Genomic DNA, 23,856 nt, shown 5'->3' with positions numbered 1-23,856 from the left:
TTTAATTTTCCTTTTTAAAGCTCCAGAGGAGCATAATATTTATAGATAATATATACGTTATTCGTGATAAAGCTCCAGCGGAGCGATATCATTGTTTATAATCTGACCTTAAAAGATTTCACCCAGATGGGGTCTATTGAAATATGAATATTGAAATTGCTATAAATATAACGTCCCGCTGGGACTTATTTATCAAGTAAACTACGAAAAGTTAAATGGGTTATCAAACAAATTAAAAAAGAAAATCTGCTTACTCTAGCTAAAGCCAACCAAACTATGCGGTCTTATTTTAAATGAAATACCTTTTTTACGTTCCTAAATCTATGTTTCTATGTGTTTTAAACAAACGCACAGATTAAAAAATTTGCCTAATCTGTAAAAATTAAAGATAAATTTAATCCCAAAGTTCGCAAAGCTAAATCAATACAAAGCTTTGAGAACTTTGTGTTCTAAAAATAGCATTAGATAAAAACTTTGCGGACTTTGCGGTAAAAATCATTAGTTTCTTTAAAATTACACTTCCGAATTAAAATTATCTAATTAAAAATCGTTCTTTTATACTTTACAATTCTTAAAGTAAGGTATGCAGGAATTTGACACGATTATCATAGGTTCCGGAGTTGGCGGATTATCAACCGCAATATGTCTTGCAAGAGCAGGACAAAAAGTTTTGGTTCTTGAACAGCATTATGTTCCCGGCGGTTGGAGTCATAGTTTTACCTTAAACGGACAGCGTTTTAGTCCCGGCGTTCATTATGTAGGACTCCTTGAACAAGGACAATCTACCAATGAATTATACCGAGGTTTAGGAATTGCCAATGACATGGTTTTCTTTAGAATGAACAAAAACGCCTATGAACATTGTTTGATTGGCGATGAAATTTTCGATTTGCCCGCAGGAGTTGAGAATCTCAAGAAAACACTTTCAGATCATTTTCCGCACGAAGAAAAAAACATACACGAATATCTTTCACTTGTAAAAAAAGTGAGTTACGAATTGCAGTTAATTCCAAAACTAAAGGGTTTCTGGCAAAATATTACTGTTCCATTTCGTACGAAACATTTTGGCAAATTTTCTTTATTTCCTTTGAAAAAAGTAATTGGCTGGCATGTAAAAGATCCTAAACTAAAAGCGGTTTTAAATATTCAGTGTGGCGATCATGGGCTTTCGCCAAATCGTGCCTGTTTTCCCGTACATTGCTCTGTAATGAATCATTATTTTGATGGAGGATTTTATCCAATGGGCGGCGGCGGCGGAATCGTAAAAGCCATGACAAACGGCATAAAAAGACAAGGAGGAGAAATCAGGGTAAAACAAAACGTTCGTAAAATCATTATCGAAAATAAAAAAGCAGTTGGAATTCAACTTGAAAATGGCGAAGAAATTAGAGCCAAAAATATTGTTTCAAATGCAGATCCTTCTATCACTTATTTAAAATTAATTGATAAAGAACATATCAGTAAATCCCTTCTTAAAAAACTCGACAAGACTAAATATTCGGTTACTTCTCTGATTTTATTTCTGACATTAGATATTGACGTTACTTTATATAATATAGATTCCGGAAATATCTGGATGATGAAAGATGAAAATGACGATGATAATTTCGAGCATTTAATGAGCGATACAATTGATTCCGGAGATTCATTTCCTTCGGTATTTATAAGTTGCACAACGCTTAAAGATCCGGCAAGTTTTAACGGACGTTATCATAATTTTGAAATTGTCACTTATGTGAATTACGATCATCTAAAAGATTTTAATGGTCTTGAAGATTATCATAATGAAGAATATAAAATTTTCAAAGAAAAAGTGATCGACAAACTGATGAATAATGTCGAAAAAATAATTCCAAACGCGAAACAGCATATTATTCAGGCAGAATTGGGAACTCCGAAAACCAATGAATTTTACGTTAATTCGACAAAAGGCAATGTTTACGGAACCGAAAAAACATTAAATCAGGTTGGTCCTTTCGCTTATAAAAACAAAACCGAAATTGAAAATCTGTTCTTATGTGGCGCGTGTACTTTATCTCATGGCGTTGCGGGAGCAACATATTCAGGAGTTTCGGCGGCGGCGGCAATTTTAGGATGCACATCTGATGATTTATTAATTGAAGATGAAAATCAAAAAATCCGAATTTATGATGCCGAAGATTCATCAACATGGCCGGATTGGGTTCACACAAAACGATCAGATAAAATAAGGAAATTCGTTTAGAAAAAATACTTATTTTTGCGCAACCACCAAAGCCATACATCCAAATGAAAAATGTTCTTGTTATTTATTATTCCCAATCAGGACAATTAGAAGAGATTGCGCGAAATATTGCAAAACCTTTTCTGAATTCAGAAGAGATAAATGTAACGTTTCACGAAATAAAATTAGAGAAACCATTTCCTTTTCCCTGGGATAAAGATTCTTTTTTCGACGCATTCCCTGAATCTTTTCTGCAAATTCCAAAAGAATTAAAACCCGTTCCTGAAGAGATTTTAAATACAAAATTTGACTTAGTACTTTTTCATTATCAGGTTTGGTATCTGTCGCCATCGATTCCTATAAATTCATTTTTGAAAAGTGATGATGCTAAAAAAATATTAAACGATACGCCAGTTATTACCATTAGCGGATCTCGTAATATGTGGATTATGGCGCAGGAAAAAATCAAAACTTTACTTAAAGAAGCAAATGCAAAACTGGTAGGAAATGTCGCTTTGGTAGATCGCGTTGGAAATTTAATCAGCGTAATCACAATTGTCGAGTGGATGTTTTCCGGAGTTAAGAAAAAATATTTGGGAATTTTTCCGTTACCGGGAGTTTCTGACAAAGACATTCAGGAGTCGGATAAGTTTGGAGAAGTAATGTTTTCGGCATTACAGCAGAATAATCTGAAAGATTTACAACCGAAATTACTAGCAATTGGCGCAGTAAAAATTAGCCCATATTTAGTTACAGTTGACAGAACCGCAAATAAAATTTTCAATAAATGGTCAAATTTGATTTATAAACATCAAAAAAACAGAAAACAGCTTCTTAAAGTATTTAATGTTTATTTATTCCTCGCGATATGGTTAATCTCACCAATAGTCTATATATTGCACCTTATTACCTACCCGTTTAAGTTAAAAACCATAAAAAAAGAAACTCGATATTATCAAGGAGTTTAGAAGACGAAATTAGATTATGTTTGAAGTATATATTACAAGAGCCGCAAAATATTTGCCAAATGAAGCTGTTTCTAATGACGAAATGGAAGAGTATTTAGGACTCATCAATGATGCTGCTTCTAAAGCAAGGCGTATTATTTTGCGCAATAATAAAATTACAAGCCGTTATTACGCCATTGACAAAACCGGAAAAAGCACGCATAATAATGCTGAGTTAACCCATAATGCAATTGTGCAATTATTTGATGAAAACTTTACGGCACAAGATCTTGAAGTACTTTCATGCGGAACCTCAACTCCTGATGTTTTCCTGCCTTCGCATGCAGCGATGGTTCATGGTTTGCTAAAAAATAAATCGGTAGAATTAAATTCATCAACCGGAGTTTGCTGTGCCGGAATGAATTCATTAAAATTTGGTTTTCTTTCGATAAAATCAGGGAATTCTAAAAATGCAATTTGCACAGGATCAGAGAAAGTTTCATCCTGGTTAAATGCTCAAATGTACAATCATGAAGCAGCAAATTTAAAAAGCCTTGAAGAGCAGCCAATTATTGCCTTCAAAAAAGATTTTTTACGCTGGATGTTATCTGACGGAGCCGGAGCTTTTTTATTAGAAAATAAACCAAGCGGTACTATTTCCCTAAAAATCGAATGGATGGAAGCTTTTTCATATGCTTATGAATTAGAAACCTGCATGTACGCCGGAGGAGATAAACTGGAAAATGGCGAAATCAAATCATGGAGCGATTATCCTCCTGAACAATGGTTAAACGAATCGGTTTTTGCCATCAAACAAGATGTAAAATTATTGGATGAATTTATACTTTCAAAAGGAGCCGAAAGTATGAGCGATGCCATGTCTAAAAATAATATTAGTTCAGATCAGATTGATTATTTTATTCCTCACGTTTCTTCAAACTTTTTTGTTGAAGGATTAAAAAAAGGATTAACTGAAAAAGGAATCGGAATGGCGGATGAAAAATGGTTCATGAATCTTTCAAGAGTTGGAAATGTAGGTTCGGCCTCTATTTACTTAGCTGTGGAAGAATTGATGAATTCAGGAAATTTAAAAAAGGGAGATCGTATCCTTTTATCAGTTCCTGAAAGTGGAAGATTCTCATTTGCATATGCTTATCTAACTGTTTGCTAATGGAGACGACTTTACTTTTAGAAAAAGAAGCTGTCGAAAATTTATTGCCACAAAAGTTTCCTTTTGTTATGGTAGATAAAATGTATTCGTTTACCGAAACTTCATTAGTTTCGGGTTTTAAAATTAAAAACGATAATATATTTTTTGACAATGATACTTTTTTAGAAGCAGGTTTAATCGAACATATGGCACAATCTGTTGCGTTACACACAGGTTATCAATTTTTTCTCAAAAACGAAATAGCTCCAACAGGATATATAGGTTCGATCAAGGAAATTGCGATTAAAAAATTGCCAAAAATCAACGATACAATTCAGTCAACGGTAACTATTTTACAAGAGTTTGCCGGAATTACACTGGTTGATATTGTAACGACTTTGAACAACGAAGAAATTGCCAAAGGACAAATGAAAACTGTTTTAGCGAAATGATAACAGCAATGAAAACCGGAGTTGATATACAAAATTATTTACCGCACCGAGCGCCAATGCTCATGGTGGATTTAATTTTAGATATTGACGCGAACTTTGTAGAAACCGTTTTTTTGATAAAAGAAGATAACATTTTTATAGACAACAACGTTTTTATCGAGGCTGGTTTAATCGAAAATACAGCACAAACCTGTTCAGCAATTGTAGGGAAAAAATATTTTTTTGACGAAGACGGAACAGAAAACGAAAACGTAAATGTATTGGGTTTTATCAGTGCGATAAAAAACCTTAAAATACATTTGCTCCCAAAAGTGGGCGATACAATTGTTACAAAAGCAACTTTGGTTTCAAAATTTACAGGCGACGATTATACTTTGTGTACCATGAAGTGTGAAAGTATATGGGGCCATAAATTACTTTTAGAATGCGAAATTAATTTATTCATTCAAAAGATAGTTTCTACTCCTGAATAATTCCAATTGAAAAAAAACCCGTCATGGAAAAAGAAAAAGTACCACAAGACAAAAGCAACTTAACTAAAAACAACGTTAAAGAACTTTTGTATGCTACAGATGAAAACGGAGAATATACTACAACTTTAAGTACAGGCTGGGAACCTAAAAGCATCGCACTATCAAATTCAATAAACGAAATAAACGAACGAATTGCCGAAGCAAAAATGCAAGTCGAAATTGGCGAAGTAAGCCCGATTTCTTATTATATGGAACTCTCTAAAATGGATCTTACTATTTTAGCAAGTTATGTTGGCATGTGGAAATGGCGTGTAAAAAGACATTTTAAACCAACCGTTTTTGCTAAACTAAGTGATTCTATCCTAAAAAAATATGCCGACGCTTTTGAAATTTCAATAGCCGAATTAAAAAATATTAAAACAGACTAATGCAAATCAATTTTACACATCATCAATCTGCCCATTGTGAGAATGGCGTAGCTTCGAATTTGTTGAAAAACAACGGACTGAACATCAGCGAACCGATGGTTTTTGGTATTGGTTCCGGACTTTTTTTCGTGTATTTGCCCTTTATTAAAGTAAATCACGCACCCGCAATTAGCTATAGAACTTTGCCTGGACAAATTTTTAATAAACTGGCAAGTAGGTTAAATTTAAAAATAAAAAGACAAAAATTTTCTTCTATCGTAAATGCGAACAAAGCATTAGACGAAAATTTAAAAAATAATATTCCAACCGGATTACAAGTTGGTGTTTATCATTTGAGCTATTTTCCAGATGAATATCGCTTTCACTTTAATGCACATAATTTAGTCGTTTATGGGAAAACTGAAACTGATTATTTGGTCAGCGATCCTGTTATGGAAACTGTTACAACCTTAACTCACGACGAATTAGATAAAGTACGTTTTGCCAAAGGTGCTTTTGCGCCAAGAGGGCAAATGTATTACCCAATTCAAATTCCGAAAGACGTTGATTTGAAAAGTGCCATCATCAAAGGAATCAAAAATACCTGTCGCGATATGTTGGCGCCAATGCCTATTATTGGTGTACGCGGAATAAAATTCGTATCGAAACAAATTCGTAAATGGCCCGTAAAACACGGAACCAAAAAAGCCAATCATTATCTGGCACAAATGGTACGTATGCAGGAAGAAATAGGAACCGGAGGCGGTGGATTTAGATTTATTTACGCTGCTTTTTTACAAGAAGCTTCGGTTATATTAAATAATGAAGAATTAAAAATTCTGTCTAAAGAAATGACTCAGATTGGAGATTCCTGGAGAGATTTTGCTGTTGAAGCTTCAAGAATTTACAAAAACCGAAGTGCTAAAGAAGATGCTTACAATGCCATTGCCGATGACCTTTTGGACATTGCCAATAGAGAAGAAATCTTTTTCAAAAAACTAAAAAAAGCAATTAGCTAAATATATTTTGCAATCCATTATAAAAATAGAATCCCTTTCGAAAAAGTACAAAGATGCAGATATGTATTCTTTGAACGATGTTTCGCTGGATATAAATGAAGGTCAGATTTTTGGTTTACTTGGTCCAAACGGTGCCGGAAAAACAACATTAATCTCCATGCTTTGCGGATTGATCAAACCAACCTCAGGACATTTTACAATTGATGATCTGAACTATACCAATCACTCCTCAAAAATCAAAAAAATTATAGGCGTTGTTCCTCAGGAATATGCCTTATATCCAACTTTAACAGCAAGAGAAAATCTACATTATTTTGGAAGTATGTACGGATTGAAAGGTACTTACTTAAAAGATAAAGTAATAGAAACTTTAGATCTTTTGGGTTTACTAAAATTCGCCGACAAACGCATCGAAACTTTTTCAGGCGGTATGAAACGAAGAGTCAATTTGATTGCTGGAATTTTGCACAATCCTAAAGTTTTATTTTTAGATGAACCAACCGTTGGTGTTGACGTACAATCTAAAAATGCCATTATAGATTATTTAAAAGTTTTAAATCAAAACGGAACTACCATTATATATACCTCACATCATTTGGCTGAAGCCGAAGATTTTTGTACCAATATTGCGATTCTGGATCGAGGCAGAATTTATGCTCAAGGAACGCCATCAAGTTTAATTGACTCAACAGATGAAGCACGCAATCTTGAAGAAGTTTTTATTTCATTAACCGGTAAAGATTTTAGAGATGGTATATAAAATTTGGATGTCGGTTGTAAAGGAATTTCTGCTGCTTAAACGAGATTTAGGCGGATTAATTATTCTATTTATCATGCCTTTGGTACTTGTCATTACGGTAACTTTAATTCAGGACAGTACTTTTAAAACTATTAGCGACAATAAAATTCAAATTTTATTGGTCGATAATGACAACGGTGCTGTTTCTAAAACGGTTTTTGATAATCTTGAAAAAAGCAATTTATTCAGCGTTGTAACGCAAATTGACAACAAAACAATTACCGAAGAAGTGGCGAAAGAAGCCGTTTACAAAGGAAAATTCCAGTTGGCAATTGTGATTCCGAAAAATCTAAGTATCGATTTACAAACCAAAATTGATCAGAATGTTGAGAACATTATCAGTAAAATGGGCTTAACAGAAACAGATACAACTGCTCAAGCAGAAAAACCTAAAGTTATAAAGGAAAAAGAAGTAAAACTGTATTTTGATCCTGCGGTTCAAATGAGTTTCAAAAATGCAGTGATGAATTCGATTGACAAGATGATTTCTCAAATCGAAACCAAATCAATTTACACTACTTTTCAAAATCAATTAGGAGAAGGAAATGTTGAATTTGATCAAAAGAGTTTCATTACTTTCAAAGAAATAATTCCGAGAATTAACAACAAAGAAGTTCGTCCAAACTCCGTACAACATAACGTTCCGGCATGGACACTTTTTGCGATATTTTTTATCGTGATTCCGTTATCTATAAATATTGTAAAAGAAAAATCACAAGGAACATTCGTTCGATTATTGACCAATCCGGTTTCTAATTTAGTCGTGATTATTGGTAAAACTATTACGTATTCTGTTATTTGTATGATTCAGTTTTATATGATGGTTGCCGTGGCAGTATTTTTATTTCCGCATATTGGTTTACCTTCATTAAACATCGAAGGACATTTATTTTTAATGAGTATTGTCGCTTTATTTTCAGGTTTTGCCGCGATCGGTTTTGGAATTTTATTAGGAACTGTTGCCAATACACAAGAACAATCAGCACCATTTGGTGCAACAAGCGTACTTATTCTGGCTGCAGTTGGTGGTGTTTGGGTTCCGGTTTTTGCAATGCCAACCATCATGCAATATATCGCGAAATCGTCACCCATGAATTGGGGATTAGAAGCTTTTTATGATGTTTTATTACGCAACGTTTCTTTCCTTGAAATCATTCCAAAAATAAGTTTGTTATTTTTGTTCTTTATTATCACAACATCCATTGCCTTATTTTATGACAAAAAGAAAAGAACAGTATAACGAAGCCACAGACTTAACCGTTTCTCACGAAATTAGAATCCGTTTTAACGAAACTGATCCGCTTGGAATCGTTTGGCATGGCAATTATATTACCTATTTTGAAGATGGACGAGAAGCTTTTGGACGTCAACACGGACTTACTTATTTAGATATTGGCAATACGGGTTATACAACGCCAATCGTAAAATCAAAATGCGAACATAAATTGTCTTTGCGTTACGGCGATGTCGTAACAATCGAAACAACAGTTGTTGACACTCCCGCTGCCAAAATGATTTATCGTTTTAAAATAATCGACGCAAAAGGCGAAGTTGCCTGCACCGGAGAAACTGTTCAGGTTTTTTTAGACGGTGACGGAAATTTAATGTTGACGAATCCTCCTTTTTATGAGGAATGGAAGAGAAAAGTGGGATTGATAAAATAATTTACAACGTCCGTTCTCCTGCAAGGTTCCAAAACCTTGTAGGTGTAAATTTTAAAAACCCTATTGAATCTATACCTACAAGGTTTTGAAAACCTTGCAGGAAAAAAAGCTTACAGGAATAAAAAAGATAAAATGATAAGAGAAGTATATATCACCGAAACGAATTGTATCACGCCTTTAGGATTTGATGTTGAATCGAATGTCGAGGCAATTCTTCGTGGAGATTCAGGCATTCAATTGCACAATGATATTTCCTTAATGCCAAATTCATTTTATGCTGCCATTATTTCTAATGAAAAAATAAACAGCACTTTTGAAAAAATCAGCACTGACACAAAATATTCCCGCTTAGAGAAAATGATGATTTTGGCTTTAGAACCGATTATCAAAAATTCGAAAGTGGAATTAAATTCGAAAACAGCTTTTATACTTTCTACTACAAAAGGAAATGTTACAGCGTTAAAAGAAGATTCTGAAGAAAGTTTTAATAATGCGCATTTAGATGTTTTAGCGAAAAATGTTGCTGATTTCTTCGGATTCAAAACACAACCTATTGTAGTTTCAAATGCTTGTGTTTCCGGAATTTTAGCGGTTTCGGTTGCTAAAAGAATGATTCAGTCTGAATTATATGATAACATTTTTGTTGTAGCTGGCGACGAAGTTTCAGAATTTGTTTTATCCGGATTTAATGCTTTTCAGGCTATGAGTGATTTGCCTTGTAAACCCTATTCTAAAAACAGGACCGGTGTAAGTTTAGGCGAAGCAACCACTGCTGTTTTACTTTCGGCGGAAGCCAAAAACGCAAAAATAAAAGTAATTGGAGACAGTTCGATAAACGATGCCAATCATATTTCGGGTCCGTCAAGAACAGGCGAAGGTTTGTTCAGAAGTATTCAGAATGCGTTGAAAGAAGCTCAAATTGATCCTGATAAAATTGATTTTATTTCAGCACACGGAACCGCAACTCCATTCAACGACGAAATGGAAGCAATTGCATTAAATCGTTTAGCTTTACAAAATGTTCCTATAAATAGTTTAAAAGGATTTTATGGTCATACATTAGGTGCTTCGGGATTATTAGAAACCGTAATTGGGATAGAATCAGTAAATCAAAGTATGCTTTTTGAATCGAAAGGTTTTGATGAAATTGGCGTAAGCGAATCTATAAATGTTATTGACAAAAACGAAGAAAGAAATATTGATTATTTTTTGAAGACGGCTTCTGGATTTGGCGGTTGTAATACGGCTGTGATTTTTGAAAAGATGAAACACGAATTGCACTAATTTTCACTAATTAAGTTGATTGAATTTTTGTGTATATATAATTTGAACTGTTCGGAAATTCCGAACAGTTCAAATAAAAAATCCAACTTGTAAATAAATCTTATAAGTTCACTATAGTTGAAAATAATAAATGAAATTATCAAAAGTCATATTTATAGTTTTTGTTTTACTTTCTGTTTTTGGATGTAAAAAGGATAAAATCGACGAACTACAATTTGAAAAAGATGTCTTAAATAATGTCTTTGTTGAAATTGTAGATTCTATTTATATGGATAGAAGAGTTATATTTCCCCCACCAACACCAAGGAATGATTTTAAAACTAATAAAGAAGATACTATTGGATTTAATAAAGAATTAAAAGAATATTGGCGTAATCGAGACAGCATCAAAAATGATAAAACAAGAATTTTAATTGGTGTTTATGATGATGTAACAAAAATTAGTTCTTTTGAAACTGAAATGATTATCAAAAAGCTTGATATTTCTGAATATACCTATGATATTTCAAAAGGAACAGACGAATACAAATTTGATTTAAAAGCTTTTGAAAACAATAAAAAGTTTAACTTTCAAAAAGCATCAAAATATCCTCATGAAAAAGATTGGAATTTAAATGATGTAAGCAATGTCCTCTTTCCTGTTGGAACTATTTGGGTATCAAGAATTCAGTTTAATAAAACAAAAACGAGAGGAATTTTATCCGCTGGTGCTTCCTGTGGTGGTGGAAGATGTGGAAGAGGATTTATAATCATAATTGAAAATAAATCAGGAAAATGGAAAATTGAGAAAATTATTCAGACTTGGGTTTCTTAAATTGAATCGTCAAGCAAAACAGATTAAAATGAGAAGTTTAAAAAATCTAAATGTTAAAAAAAGTATTGACCAGAATAAATTAGTTTATTCTGAAGATTGGTTTGATAAGTTTGATAGAATAACTATATATATGTTTTTTACCTGGGGATTTCTAACACCTTTTTTAGTTTATTCTGATCCTTATCGTGATTATTCAAAAACTGGAATTGAATTTTATCTATTGTTTATTTTTAGTTTATTTTGTGCCTTTACAATTTATAGAAAAGCAACTGAAAAACAACTAACTAAAATTGTCAGCAAATACAATGCAGAAGAAAATAAATTACTTATTAATCAATATTGCGAGAAAAAAGGTTTTGAAAAACATAGAAATTCTGGAAATGTAATAATTTATAATAGTAATAATTATTTAAGTTATAGACCATTTCAAACAAGCAGAATATTTATTTTAGCGAAAAACAATATTTATTTTACAATGCTAAAAGAAAATCAAAAAATGAATACTCCTGTGCTTTTTTCACAAATTAGTTTAAAAAGAGATCTAGAAAAATTTCTTTTATAACATTAAAACAATGACTCAAAAAACCTACATACAATCCTACATCACCATCCAAAACAACGAAATTGTTTTGAATGGAACTTCTGTATTCAAAATAGAACCAACAGATTTTGGCGATTTCTCGAAACAAGCGTATCGTAATTTTGATATTCAATACCCGAAGTTTTTTAAAATGGATGCTTTGAGCAAACTGGCTTTTTTAGGTTCTGAATTGCTTTTGAGTCCAATTATTTCATCTGATAAAGAAAATAATATTGCTTTGGTTTTGGCCAATAAATCGTCAAGTTTAGATACTGATGTAAAATATCAGGAGTCTATTTCCGACAAAGAAAACTACTTTCCGAGTCCCGCGATTTTCGTTTATACGCTGCCAAATATATGTTTGGGCGAAATAAGTATCCGTCATCAGCTAAAAAGTGAAAATTCTTTCTTTATATTTGATGCTTTCAATACTGAATTTCTGTTTAACTATTCAGGCATTCTGTTAAACACAAATAAAGCTGATGCAGTTCTTTGTGGTTGGGTAGAATTTTTTAATGACGATTACAAAGCGTTTCTTTGCATCATTAGTAAGGAAGAAAACACAAAATATACAAACGAAAATATCAATACATTATATAATAAATAATCATGGAAGCATTAAAAGAAGAATTAAAAAACAAAATCATTACTACTTTAAATCTTGAAGATATCGCAATTGAAGACATTGCTGATAACGATCCTTTGTTTGGAGATGGTTTAGGTTTAGACTCAATTGATGCGCTTGAATTAATTGTGATTTTAGATAAAGATTACGGAATTAAACTGGTAGATCCAAAAGAAGGAAAAACCATTTTTCAGTCAATCGAAACTATGGCGGCTTATATTAGCGCGAATAGAACTAAATAGATTGTAGATTTTAGACTTCAGATTTTAGATTTCTTAGACAAGAAATATTCAAAATCTGATTTAAAATGATTTTCAAAATTTCGCGAATCTCAAGTATAGTCTTAAATCTAAAATCTAAAAATCTAAAATCTAAAATGGCAAAAGGTGTTGCAATAACGGGAATGGGAATTATTTCTTCGATTGGAAATTCAGTCGAGGAAAATTATATTTCGTTGATCGAAAATAAAATTGGCATTTCGCGTATCACAAATATTTCGACAATTCACGCAGATGTTATTAAGGTAGGAGAAATTAAAAAAACCAATGAAGAATTGGTTGATGAATTGAAACTTTCTGATGATAATAATTTTTCAAGAACGGCGATGATTGGTACTTTGGCAGCAAAACAAGCTGTTGAAAATGCAGGAATTACATCGATAAACGAATTCAGGACCGGACTTATTTCGGCTACAAGTGTTGGCGGAATGGACATGACTGAAAGACATTATTACGATTATTTCACACATCCTGAACTGGTTAAATATATTGCCTGTCATGACGGCGGCGATGTTGCTGAAAAAATTGCCGAAGAATTAGGTTTAAAAGGAATGGTTACAACAATTAGTACGGCTTGTTCTTCTGCCGCAAACTCAATTATGTTGGGCGCCAGATTGATTAAAACCGGAAAATTAGATCGCGTAATTGTGGGAGGAGCCGATGGTTTGGCAAAATTCACCATTAACGGATTTAAAACTTTGATGATTTTATCAGACGATTTCAACAAACCGTTTGACAATGAACGTAAAGGATTAAACTTGGGCGAAGCTGCGGCTTATTTGGTTTTAGAATCGGATGAGATTGTGGCGAAACAAAACAAAAAAGTCCTGGCTCGTGTTTCGGGTTACGGAAATGCAAACGACGCTTTTCATCAAACTGCTTCTTCAGAAAATGGTGATGGAGCTTATTTAGCGATGAAAAAAGCTTTTGATGTTTCGGGTTTAAAACCATCGCAAATTGATTATATCAACGTGCACGGAACAGCAACTCCAAACAATGATTTATCTGAAGGAAGAGCTTTATTGCGAATTTATCAGGATGAAAAAGTTCCGGATTTTAGTTCTACAAAACCTTTTACCGGACATACTTTGGCAGCTGCCGCAGCAATTGAAGCCGTTTATAGTGTTTTGGCAATTCAGAATAATGTGGTTTATCCTAATTTGAATTTCGAAAACCCGATGGAAGAGTTTGATTTGCAACCGCAGACTGCCGCAAAAAATAAAAACATTGAACACGTTTTATCCAACTCTTTTGGTTTTGGAGGAAATTGTTCTACCCTTATATTTTCAAAATGCAATTAAAAAAAACATATATAAATGGAGTAGGCTGTATTTCGACTCAAAAAACATTTGATACTGTTTTTTTAGAAGAAGCAATTCCACACACAGATGAAACGGTACTTACCGTTATTTCGCCTGTTTATAAAGATTATATTTCTCCCGCTGCCAGCAGAAGAATGGCAAAGGGTGTAAAAAACGGGATCGTAGCTTCGGCTTTAGCGTTGAAAGATGCAAATGTCGAAAACATTGACGCCATTATAACCGGAACAGGTTTGGGATGTATCGAAGATTCTGAAAAATTCCTGAAAAATATTCTGGATAATAATGAAGAGTTTTTAACCCCAACTTCTTTTATTCAGTCAACACACAATACTGTTGGTGCTCAAATTGCTTTGACTTTACAATGCAAAGGTTATAATTTTACGTATGTAAATGGAGTTGTTTCTTTTGAATCGGCACTTTTAGATGCTAAAATGCAAATTGAGGAAAACGAAGCAAATTCTATTTTAGTAGGCGGAATCGACGAAACCGGGGATTATACAATTTCACTTTTTAAATTAGCCGGACGTGTAAAAGATGAAAGTAATTTACCCTGTAACATTTTAAAGTCTACAACTTCCGGAGCAATTTATGGCGAAGGCGCTAGTTTTTTTGTTTTAGAAAATGAGAAAAAAGAAAGTACTTACGCTGAAATTCTCGATGTTGCCATTATAAATACTTTAGATTCAAATGAAGTTGAAGCTGAAATTGTTAGCTTTTTGAAAACGAATAATTTACAAATTTCAGATATTGACGCTTTGGTTTTAGGTTTTAACGGAAATGTGGGTTCTGATATTTATTATAAAGATATTGCTCAAAATGCTTTCGCAGAAACGCCTCAATTATATTACAAACATTTGAGCGGTGAATATGATACGGCTTCTGCTTTTGCTTTATGGATGGCATCAAAAGTTATCAAAACTCAGGAAATTCCTGAAATTATAAAAGCAAATTCGGTTGAAAAACCAGTTTATAATACCATTTTATTGTACAATCAATTGAACGGGAAAAATCATAGTTTTACTTTGATCTCAAAATGATAACGCACAAAAACACTTCGTTATTCTTTGTCTTTTTGTTGCTTTCATTGGTTCTTGTGAATCTGTTTATAGTAATCAATTGGTTATGGCTAATCGTAATTGTTTTGATTTGGTTAGGAATAAATGCTTTTGGCTCTGCCAGAATTTCTTCGAATTATCATGTAAAAGCTTTCTGCAATAATCCTTTAGAAAGAGAAAAAAAAATAGCGATTACTTTTGATGACGGACCAAGTGTTTTTACTTTGGAAATTTTAGAATTACTAAAAAAACACAATGTAAAAGCGACTTTTTTCTGCATCGGAAAAAATATTGAAGCACATCCTGAAATTCTAAAACAAATTATTGCTGAAGGACATTCGGTTGGAAATCATTCATACAATCATTCTCCATTTTTTGATTTTTATAATGCTAAAAAAATCAAAACAGAAATTCAGAAAACAGATGAACTTCTGGAAAAATTCACTTCAAAAAAAATAAACTTCTTTCGTCCGCCTTATGGAGTTACAACTCCTTCGATCAGGAGAGCCTTAAAACAAACCGGTCATAAAGTTATTGGCTGGAATATTCGGTCGCTTGATGGCGGAACAAAAAATCAGAAATTGATTTTCAATCGCATTATAAAACGTGTTTCTCCCGGCGGAATCGTACTTTTGCATGATACGGCATCTCACTCGGTTTTGGTATTGGAACAGTTTTTGCAATTTTTACAGCAAAACAATTATGAAGTGATTTCGGTTGAGGAACTTTTGAATCTTAATGCTTATGAAATTTGACGCGGATAAAACGGATTCGCTAAAGCGAAGACGCGGATAAAAAGGATTTTATCAAATGCTTAATTAAATAATAATCTGTGACAATCATTTAATCTGTGGCAAAACATTTTAAAGCACAATATTTAACAATCTATGAAAACTAAAATATATATTCTCTTTTTTTTACTTAACATTTCCGGCATTTCTTTATTTGCTCAGGAACAAAAAATGACGGATGCTGAAATTGCAACTTTCAAACAAGATGTAAATGTGATTTCGAAAAAAATCAAAACCTTGAGTACGGATTTTGTTCAATACAAACATTTAGATTTTTTATCGAAAGACATTGAAACTTCGGGGAAAATGATTTTTAAGGAACCGAATCTTTTACAATGGCAATATAAAAAACCGTACAATTATAGTATTGTTTTTAAAAACGGAAAAATCCTGATTAACGACGAAGGAAAGAAAAGCGCAGTTGATATTGGCAACAGCAAAATCTTTGGCCGCATCAATAAATTAATCGTTGGAAGCGTGAGCGGAAATATGTTTGATGATGCAGCATTTACGATTTCGTATTTTAAATTAAAAGGTCAGAATCTGGCAAAATTTGTTCCGAAAGATGCTACTCTGAAAAAATACATCAAACAAATCGAACTGACTTTCGACAAAGAAGAGGCAACCGTTATTCAGGTAAAATTATTGGAATCATCTGAAGATTATACCCGAATTGTACTTAAAAATAAAGTGATCAATGCAAAAATCGACGATTCAGTTTTTAATAATTAATTGCTTTCTGGCGATTGTTTTAGTTTCTTGTGGCTCGGTTACAAAAAATTATACTCCAAAAAAATTAGACAAAACGTCTTATGAAGTTCCCTATTTTTCAGATTCTAAAAAAGATTATGTTTATAAAACGAATATCACGGTTTACGGAAATGAGATTAGCGGGATTTTCATTGCTAAAAAAATAAATGACACAATACATCGAATTGTTTTCACCACGGAATTTGGTAACAAATTGTTAGATTTTGAAATTTCTGATACTAGTTTCAAAGTCAATTCGATTGTTTCAGAATTAGACCGAAAGATTCTGATCAATACTTTAAAAGAAGATTTTCGTTTGCTTCTGAAAAAAGAATACCTGATTGACGAACAATTTGAAAATGATTCGGCTGATATTTATAAATCGAAAGACGAAAAACGCGACAATTATCTTTTTATCTCAAAAAAGGGTCAGAAATTAGAAAAAGTCGTTCATTCTTCTAAAACAAAAGAAAAATTTACGCTGACATTTAGTTCAGAAAACAATATTTTTGCCGAGAAGATTGAAATTGTTCATCAAAATATCAAGTTGAAAATTGAATTCAATTATTTCAAATCAGAATAGAAATTTAAACTAATCATAAACTTTAAATCAAACCAGAATGAAAAAATTAACCGTAATTGCTTTTGTTTTATTTATAGGTATTGTATCGTCAAGTGCACAAGTAACGGTTAGTCCGGGATTGCGCGGAGGTTTAACGCTGTCGAGTTTAAGCAATATTGATGATAATGGTATGAAATCAGATTTTTATGTTGGTGGATTAGTTGACATAAAATTCAATAAATATTTTACGCTTCAGCCGGAATTAACCTATTCAAGACAAGGTTCTGAAGGAAGGTATTATAGTGATCAAAACCCGGATTTTGGAACGCCTGTAAAATATGAACTGGATTATTTATCGCTTGGAGCTGTTGCTAAATTCAACTTTGGCGGAAAAGGTTTTCATATTTTAGCCGGACCTTCAGCTGATTTTAAAACAAGTGATAATTTTGGCCGATATGGTTTTAATCCTATCGATTTTGACTTTTCGATCGTTGCCGGATTAGGTTATACATTACCAAATGGTTTGACTTTTGAGGCAAGATTTAAACAAGGTTTAATTGATATTTATGGCTATGACGGAATCGAATATGATAACGATAATTATTACTATAATGATCTAATTTTAAATCAGGTTTTCCAGATTGGTATTAGTTACACTTTCAAAGTAAAATAAAAAAATATGGTTTTAAAAGACTTTTATAAAGTTCTTTCAGAAGAAAAAACGGGAGATGCTAAATTTAATTTTCGTATATTAGTTAATGCCAATCATGAGGTTTTTAAAGGTCATTTTCCAGGAAACCCAATTATGCCGGGCGTTTGCATGATTCAGATTATTAAAGAACTTACAGAGTCGATTACGAAAAGTTCGTTGATGATACAAACACTGACGAATGTAAAATTCATGGCATTGATCAATCCGGAAATGAATCCGGAGTTGCGTTTAGAACTTGATATTACAACCACAGAAGATGATTTGGTAAAGGTGAAAAACACCACATATTTTAACGATACGGTTGCTTTGAAATTAAGCAATGTGTACAAAAAATTATAACTATGAAATTACTATTCTCACTACTTCTATGGATAAATTTTGCCGCAAATCCAGATTTGGCAGCTATCCGAAAAATGTATCCTGATGTTGCAAAATCAGAAGCAAACGCAAAAGAATTTACAGATAAACTTGCCGGAATTTCAAATACCGAAGATAAAATTTTAGTCGCTTACAAAGCGGCTTCAATTTTGGTCGATTCTAAGTTTGAAAGCTTAATAGGAAGTAAAATTTCCCGTTTTAAAGAAGGTGCAAAATTGCTTGAAGCCACTTTAAAAAGTGACCCAAATAATATCGAAATCAGAATGATACGATTGAGTATTCAGGAAGATGTTCCGGGAATTACGGGATACAAAAAAAATATTAAAGAAGATAAAAAATTCATAACAACGCATTATGCAGAGCAAAGCGGTGTTTTGAAAGATTATCTAAAAGATTTTGTTTTACAATCTAAAAGTTTCTCTGAAAAAGAAAAACAGTTTGTGAAGTAAGCTCACAAAAACACTAAATGAAACCTACTTTATCACAGCAGAATCTGCTTAATTCGACCTCTTTTTGTGTCATTGTTCCCACGTACAATAATCACAAAACGCTTAAAAGAGTCTTGGATTCTATTTTAGATTTCACCCAAAATATTATTATTGTTAATGACGGTTCAACAGATTCAACGAGCGAAATTTTAAAACAATATTCGGAGCTGACTCAAATTCACCATCCTAAGAATTTAGGAAAAGGAAGAGCGCTCCGAAATGGTTTTAGAAAAGCAATTGAACTCAATTTCGAATACGCCATCACAATTGATTCTGACGGACAACATTTTGCTGCCGACATTCCTCTTTTTATTCAAGAAATTCAAAACGAACCTAATTCTCTTTTGATTGGAAGCCGAAATATGACACAGGAAAATGTGCCAAAGAAAAGTAGTTTTGGGAATAAATTTTCAAATTTCTGGTTTAAGTTTGAAACCGGAATTGTATTAGAAGATACTCAATCCGGATTTCGATTATATCCTTTACGCTTAATTCCGAAGCAATTTTATACCAATAAATTTGAGTTCGAAATTGAAGTTATTGTTCGTTCTGCCTGGAAAGGAATTGTTGTTAAAAATATTCCGATTCAGATTTTATACGATCCCGCAGAACGCGTTTCCCATTTCCGCCCTTTCAAAGATTTTACCCGGATCAGTATTTTAAATACGGTTTTGGTTATCAATGCTTTGTTATATATTAAACCGCGAGATTTCTTCAGGCGGGCAAAAAAAAAGGCTTTAAAAAATTCTTTCTTGAAGATATTTTAGAAAGCAATGATTCTAATTTCAAAAAATCTGCGGCGATTGCTTTGGGGATTTTTATTGGGATTTCTCCTTTTTGGGGATTTCAAACTGTGTTGCTTTTTACGTTTGCAGCTTTATTCAGGCTCAACAAGGTCATTGCTTATCTGTCTTCAAACGTGAGTTTTCCGCCTTTTATTCCCTTTGTTATTTATGGTTCTTTAAAAATGGGAAGTTACTTTGTTTCGAATGAAGCTCCTTTAATTTTAGATAGTTCGGTCACACTTGATGATATTCAAAAAAATGCTACGCAATATATCGTGGGAAGTCTTATTTTAGCATCCGTTTTGGCGCCGACTTTTGGTCTTTTAAGTTATTTACTTTTAACGGCTTTTAGTTCTAAGAATAAAACAAATATTGAATAGAGGTTTGCCACGAATTAGCACGAATTTTTTTTTTAATAAATCGCTAAAAAAATGCCACAGATTAAAGGATTAAAATGATTTTTTTACCACAAATTTCACAAATTAGCACAAATTAAATTCCTGTAAATTTGTGAAATTGCTTCGCCAGTTCGCTGTCGCTCGTGTCGTGGCGAAATGATAAAGATTTTAAATCAATCTAATCATTTTAATCTGTGGCAAAAAGTAAATAATCTCAGGGAAAACAATAATAAATAATTATGCATCAATACTTCTACGCCATTCACTTATTTGTAAACCGACGAAAAACTTTATCGGTGGTTTTGGCTGTTTTAATGCTTTTTATTTTTGGATTTTTCGCTTCTAAAATTAAATTTGAAGAAGATATTACCAAGCTTATTCCAACAAACGATAAATCTGATGTTACGGCAAAAGTTTTGAAACAACTTAATTTTGCTGATAAAATTACTGTTATTTTCAAACTTGATAAAAACGGAACCGATGAAGATCTAAAAGAAATGGCAACCATTTTTTCCGACAGTGTTGCTAAATCCTGCAAACCTTACATAACCGGAATTCAGGGGAAAATTGACGAAGAAAACATTCAGGAAACTATAGATTTTGTTTACAACAATTTACCGTTGTTTCTGGAGAATAAAGATTATACAGCAATTCAGAATAAGCTTCAAAAAGACAGTATCGCAGCAACGGTTCAGGGAAATTACAAGTCGATTATTTCTCCGTCGGGATTTGTAACCAAAGATTTTATATTGCAGGATCCGCTTGGAATTTCGTTTATCGCTTTAAAAAAATTACAACAATTAAATATTGGTGACGATTTTACGCTTGACAATGGTTTTGTAATGACCAAAGACAAAAAGAAATTATTGCTTTTTATCACGTCAAATCTTCCGTCGAGCGAAACTGAAAAGAACACAATTTTTGCTAATAAACTAAAATCAATTCAGGAAAATTTAAATCAGAAATTCAAAACAAAAACTTCAATTAGTTATTTCGGTTCTGCTTTGATTGCGGTTGCAAATGCCAATCAAATCAAAAGCGATATTATTTTAACGACAACAATTGCGATGATTACGCTCATGTTGATTTTGATTTTATTCTATAGAAAAGTATGGATTCCGTTAATCATTTTTCTTCCAACGGTTTTTGGTGCTTTGTTTGCCGTTGCATTTTTATATCTTGTGAAGGAACAAATTTCTGCAATCTCATTGGGAATTGGTTCTATTTTATTAGGAATCACGATTGATTATTCGATACATATTCTAACACATTACAAACATAACAGCGATGTAAAAACTTTGTACAAAGACATTACAATGCCAGTAATTATGAGCAGTTCAACAACGGCGGTTGCATTTTTATGTTTGCTGTTTGTAAAATCAGATGCTTTGAACGACTTAGGAATTTTTGCTGCTGTAATTGTTATGGTAACTGGTATTTTCTCGCTTTTGATTGTTCCACATTTGTATAAACCAAAAGAAAACAATTTCGATCACAAGAAAAATGTGATTGATAAATTAGCTCATTTCTCGTTTCACAACAATAAATATCTAATTGGTTTTTGTGTTTTAATCACGATTATTTGTTGTTTCACTTATAATAATGTTGGATTCAATAATGATTTATCACAACTGAATTTTGTTCCAAAAGAAATTAAAGCGGCAGAAAAAGACCTTGAAGAAAGTACCAGTTTAACTTCAAAAACCATTTATGTGGCTTCATACGGAAAAAGTATGGAGGAAGTTTTGCAAAATAACTCTCAGCTTTTTGCCGATTTATCAAAAGAAAAGCAGACGAATAAAATATTGAATTTCAGTTCAGTTGGCGGAATTATGCTTTCGCAGAAGGAACAAAAACAAAAAATTGATAAGTGGAATACGTTTTGGGATGTCAATAAAAAGCAACTTTTAGAATCACAATTAATTGCCGAAGGTTCAAAACTCGGTTTCAAACCTACTACATATTCTGCTTTTTTTGATCATTTAGATTTTAATTTTAAACCTATTTCGGCGCAGGATTATCTGAAAATTCAGGCTTTGCAATTGAAAGAATTTGTGACGGAAAAAAATGGTTTTTTCACGATTTCAACTTTGGTAAAAGTAACACCTAAACAACGTGATGCTTTTGTAAAATCGGCTTCCGCCAAAAATAATCTGATTGCAATTGATCGTCAGCAAATGAATGAAACGTTTTTTAGTACCTTAAAAACTGATTTTAATTCGCTTGTTAATTATTCGTTTGTTGCCGTAATCCTGATTTTGTTTTTCTTTTTCAGAAGACTGGAATTGGTAATTGTAAGTTGCATCCCGATTGCTTTAACCGGAATTGTAACGGCAGGAATAATGGGGATATTTGGTATTCAAATGAACATTTTCAGCATGATTGTTTGCACGCTGATTTTTGGTCATGGTGTCGATTTTAGTATTTTCATGACAAGCGCGCTTCAAAAAGAATATACTACGGGAAAAAATGAAATTGCAATTTACAGAACTTCAATAATCCTGGCGGTTATCACGACGATTTTAGGAATTGGCGCGATGATTTTTGCACGTCATCCAGCATTACGATCTATATCTTCGGTTTCATTAATTGGGGTTTTTGCCGCGTTGATTATTACGTTTATATTTTATCCAATTCTGTTTAAATTATTTATATCAAATCGTTCGAAAAAAGGAAATCCGCCTTTTGTATTGCGAACTTTCATTCACGGAATTATTTCGTTTACCTATTATGGACTTGGCGGAATTTTGATGTCGATTTTCAGTATGACGATTATGCCAATTCTTCCGATAAAGGAAAAAACGAAGATGAAAGCATTCCGTTATTGCATTTCAAGATTCATGAATTCTGTATTGTATTCAAGTCCGTTTTTACATAAAAAAGTTATTAATAATTTTAATGAAACCTTTGAAAAACCAGCGATAATTATTGCCAATCATTCATCGTTTATTGACATTCTGGCAATGGGAATGTTGAGTCCGAAAATTATATTTCTGGTAAATGACTGGGTTTACAACTCTCCTATTTTTGGCGGAACGGTTAGAAAAGCAGGTTTTTATCCGGTTTCTGAAGGAATTGAAGGCGGAGTTGAACATTTGCGCCAAAAAGTAAATGAAGGATATTCGTTAATGATTTTTCCTGAAGGAACACGTTCAGAAAGTAATCAGATCAAGCGTTTTCATAAAGGTGCTTTTTATCTTGCCGAAGAATTTAATCTGGATATTGTTCCTGTCTTAATTCACGGCGCTTCAGAGGCTATTCCGAAAGGCGATTTTGTGATTCATCATAGTTTTGTTACCGTTTCTATTTTAGAAAGAATTACTCCGGATAATCTTTCTTTCGGGAAAAATTATGTCGAAAGAACAAAAAAATTAAGTGCTTATTTTAAAGCCGAATTCCATAAAGTCCGTCAGGAATTAGAAGGTCCGGATTATTTCAAAAAAATGATTATTCATAGTTTTGATTACAAGGAAATTGAAATCATAAATAGTGTAAAAAGCGATTTAAAAAACAATTTAGAAACGTATTATCATCTTAATAAACACCTTTCGGCGAAAGCTAAATTATTGCATTTGTCAAATGATTACGGACAATTAGACGTTTTGCTGACTTTACAGGAACCACAGCGAAAAGTACTTTCATACAATTCTGACGAGGAAAAACTGGAAGTTTCCAAAACGAATTATTTCCTTAAAAAGAGAAAGATTTCTTATCTGGATTATCTCGAATTAGCTTTAGAAAATGAATATGAAGCAATTTTAATTTCTGATGAAAGTTATAAAGATGATCTTGAAAAAGTAATTTCTACCACTTCCTGCGTTATATTAATTAATGGTCTGGGTTTAAAAAACACAATAATTGACTTTGGTTTTGAGTCTGTTTCAGAGGATAATGCTATAATCGTATTAAAGAAAATTTAG

At 32.6% G+C, this 23,856-nt stretch carries 24 protein-coding genes and 1 pseudogene; all 25 read left to right on the top strand.

Annotated elements, in window-relative coordinates:
- The first annotated feature begins 583 nt into the window (after positions 1-583).
- The 25 genes and pseudogenes from ACHZDT_RS10155 to ACHZDT_RS10035 all read left to right on the top strand — a co-directional run bounded on the left by ACHZDT_RS10155 (position 584) and on the right by ACHZDT_RS10035 (position 23,856).
- Positions 584-2,224, top strand: a complete 1,641-nt coding sequence (locus ACHZDT_RS10155) for a phytoene desaturase family protein (RefSeq protein WP_394774504.1) — start codon at positions 584-586, stop codon at positions 2,222-2,224.
- Between the two features lie 44 nt (positions 2,225-2,268).
- Complete coding sequence (locus tag ACHZDT_RS10150) at positions 2,269-3,171, top strand: dialkylrecorsinol condensing enzyme DarA (RefSeq protein WP_394774503.1); 903 nt, start codon at positions 2,269-2,271, stop codon at positions 3,169-3,171.
- 16 nt (positions 3,172-3,187) lie between these two features.
- Positions 3,188-4,321: a beta-ketoacyl-ACP synthase III gene (locus ACHZDT_RS10145; protein ID WP_394774502.1), complete on the top strand. Its 1,134-nt coding sequence runs from the start codon at positions 3,188-3,190 to the stop codon at positions 4,319-4,321.
- Complete coding sequence (locus ACHZDT_RS10140; RefSeq protein WP_394774501.1) at positions 4,321-4,752, top strand: hypothetical protein; 432 nt, start codon at positions 4,321-4,323, stop codon at positions 4,750-4,752. Before ACHZDT_RS10145 ends, ACHZDT_RS10140 begins: the two co-directional genes overlap by 1 nt.
- An 8-nt stretch (positions 4,753-4,760) precedes the next feature.
- Positions 4,761-5,225 (top strand): ABC transporter permease, encoded by a 465-nt coding sequence (locus ACHZDT_RS10135; RefSeq protein WP_394774509.1) that lies wholly within the window; start codon positions 4,761-4,763, stop codon positions 5,223-5,225.
- A gap of 23 nt (positions 5,226-5,248) precedes the next feature.
- Positions 5,249-5,653 (top strand): hypothetical protein, encoded by a 405-nt coding sequence (locus ACHZDT_RS10130; RefSeq protein ID WP_394774500.1) that lies wholly within the window; start codon positions 5,249-5,251, stop codon positions 5,651-5,653.
- Positions 5,653-6,651, top strand: a complete 999-nt coding sequence (locus tag ACHZDT_RS10125; RefSeq protein ID WP_394774499.1) for a BtrH N-terminal domain-containing protein — start codon at positions 5,653-5,655, stop codon at positions 6,649-6,651. The genes ACHZDT_RS10130 and ACHZDT_RS10125 overlap by 1 nt, the downstream gene beginning before the upstream one ends.
- Positions 6,652-6,712: 61 nt before the next feature.
- Positions 6,713-7,411: an ABC transporter ATP-binding protein gene (locus ACHZDT_RS10120; RefSeq protein ID WP_394774508.1), complete on the top strand. Its 699-nt coding sequence runs from the start codon at positions 6,713-6,715 to the stop codon at positions 7,409-7,411.
- Positions 7,401-8,690, top strand: a complete 1,290-nt coding sequence (locus ACHZDT_RS10115; protein WP_394774498.1) for an ABC transporter permease — start codon at positions 7,401-7,403, stop codon at positions 8,688-8,690. Before ACHZDT_RS10120 ends, ACHZDT_RS10115 begins: the two co-directional genes overlap by 11 nt.
- Positions 8,665-9,114 (top strand): acyl-CoA thioesterase, encoded by a 450-nt coding sequence (locus ACHZDT_RS10110; protein ID WP_394774497.1) that lies wholly within the window; start codon positions 8,665-8,667, stop codon positions 9,112-9,114. The genes ACHZDT_RS10115 and ACHZDT_RS10110 overlap by 26 nt, the downstream gene beginning before the upstream one ends.
- 132 nt (positions 9,115-9,246) lie before the next feature.
- A complete protein-coding gene (locus tag ACHZDT_RS10105) occupies positions 9,247-10,398 on the top strand; it encodes a beta-ketoacyl-[acyl-carrier-protein] synthase family protein (RefSeq protein WP_394774507.1) in 1,152 nt (383 codons plus the stop codon).
- A 130-nt stretch (positions 10,399-10,528) separates the two neighbouring features.
- Positions 10,529-11,212, top strand: a complete 684-nt coding sequence (locus ACHZDT_RS10100) for a hypothetical protein (protein WP_394774496.1) — start codon at positions 10,529-10,531, stop codon at positions 11,210-11,212.
- 28 nt (positions 11,213-11,240) lie between these two features.
- A complete protein-coding gene (locus ACHZDT_RS10095) occupies positions 11,241-11,774 on the top strand; it encodes a hypothetical protein (RefSeq protein WP_394774495.1) in 534 nt (177 codons plus the stop codon).
- 10 nt (positions 11,775-11,784) lie between these two features.
- Complete coding sequence (locus tag ACHZDT_RS10090; RefSeq protein WP_394774494.1) at positions 11,785-12,399, top strand: 3-oxoacyl-ACP synthase; 615 nt, start codon at positions 11,785-11,787, stop codon at positions 12,397-12,399.
- Between the two features lie 2 nt (positions 12,400-12,401).
- A complete protein-coding gene (locus tag ACHZDT_RS10085) occupies positions 12,402-12,659 on the top strand; it encodes a phosphopantetheine-binding protein (protein WP_017496902.1) in 258 nt (85 codons plus the stop codon).
- Positions 12,660-12,793: 134 nt separating this feature from the next.
- A complete protein-coding gene (locus ACHZDT_RS10080; RefSeq protein WP_394774506.1) occupies positions 12,794-13,996 on the top strand; it encodes a beta-ketoacyl-[acyl-carrier-protein] synthase family protein in 1,203 nt (400 codons plus the stop codon).
- On the top strand, positions 13,987-15,054 hold the full coding sequence (locus ACHZDT_RS10075) for a beta-ketoacyl synthase N-terminal-like domain-containing protein (RefSeq protein WP_394774493.1): 1,068 nt from the start codon (positions 13,987-13,989) through the stop codon (positions 15,052-15,054). Before ACHZDT_RS10080 ends, ACHZDT_RS10075 begins: the two co-directional genes overlap by 10 nt.
- On the top strand, positions 15,051-15,827 hold the full coding sequence (locus ACHZDT_RS10070) for a polysaccharide deacetylase family protein (RefSeq protein WP_394774492.1): 777 nt from the start codon (positions 15,051-15,053) through the stop codon (positions 15,825-15,827). The genes ACHZDT_RS10075 and ACHZDT_RS10070 overlap by 4 nt, the downstream gene beginning before the upstream one ends.
- Before the next feature lie 132 nt (positions 15,828-15,959).
- Positions 15,960-16,595, top strand: a complete 636-nt coding sequence (locus ACHZDT_RS10065) for an outer membrane lipoprotein carrier protein LolA (RefSeq protein ID WP_394774491.1) — start codon at positions 15,960-15,962, stop codon at positions 16,593-16,595.
- Entirely contained in the window at positions 16,561-17,196 is a 636-nt protein-coding gene (locus ACHZDT_RS10060) for a hypothetical protein (protein ID WP_394774490.1), read from the top strand. The genes ACHZDT_RS10065 and ACHZDT_RS10060 overlap by 35 nt, the downstream gene beginning before the upstream one ends.
- A gap of 37 nt (positions 17,197-17,233) precedes the next feature.
- On the top strand, positions 17,234-17,848 hold the full coding sequence (locus ACHZDT_RS10055; RefSeq protein ID WP_394774489.1) for a porin family protein: 615 nt from the start codon (positions 17,234-17,236) through the stop codon (positions 17,846-17,848).
- 6 nt (positions 17,849-17,854) lie between these two features.
- Positions 17,855-18,226 carry a 3-hydroxyacyl-ACP dehydratase gene (locus tag ACHZDT_RS10050; RefSeq protein ID WP_394774488.1) on the top strand — a complete coding sequence of 124 codons (372 nt, stop codon included), beginning with the start codon at positions 17,855-17,857 and terminating at the stop codon, positions 18,224-18,226.
- Between the two features lie 2 nt (positions 18,227-18,228).
- Positions 18,229-18,714 carry a hypothetical protein gene (locus ACHZDT_RS10045; RefSeq protein ID WP_394774487.1) on the top strand — a complete coding sequence of 162 codons (486 nt, stop codon included), beginning with the start codon at positions 18,229-18,231 and terminating at the stop codon, positions 18,712-18,714.
- A 17-nt stretch (positions 18,715-18,731) separates the two neighbouring features.
- A pseudogene (locus tag ACHZDT_RS10040) lies at positions 18,732-19,918 on the top strand (DUF2062 domain-containing protein).
- Positions 19,919-20,175: 257 nt separating this feature from the next.
- Positions 20,176-23,856 carry a 1-acyl-sn-glycerol-3-phosphate acyltransferase gene (locus ACHZDT_RS10035; protein WP_394774486.1) on the top strand — a complete coding sequence of 1,227 codons (3,681 nt, stop codon included), beginning with the start codon at positions 20,176-20,178 and terminating at the stop codon, positions 23,854-23,856.

It is taken from the genome of Flavobacterium sp. (assembly GCF_043722275.1).
Classification (GTDB): domain Bacteria; phylum Bacteroidota; class Bacteroidia; order Flavobacteriales; family Flavobacteriaceae; genus Flavobacterium.
The sequence above is the reverse complement of the archived record's forward strand: the minus strand, read 5'-3'. Positions and strand labels throughout refer to the sequence as shown.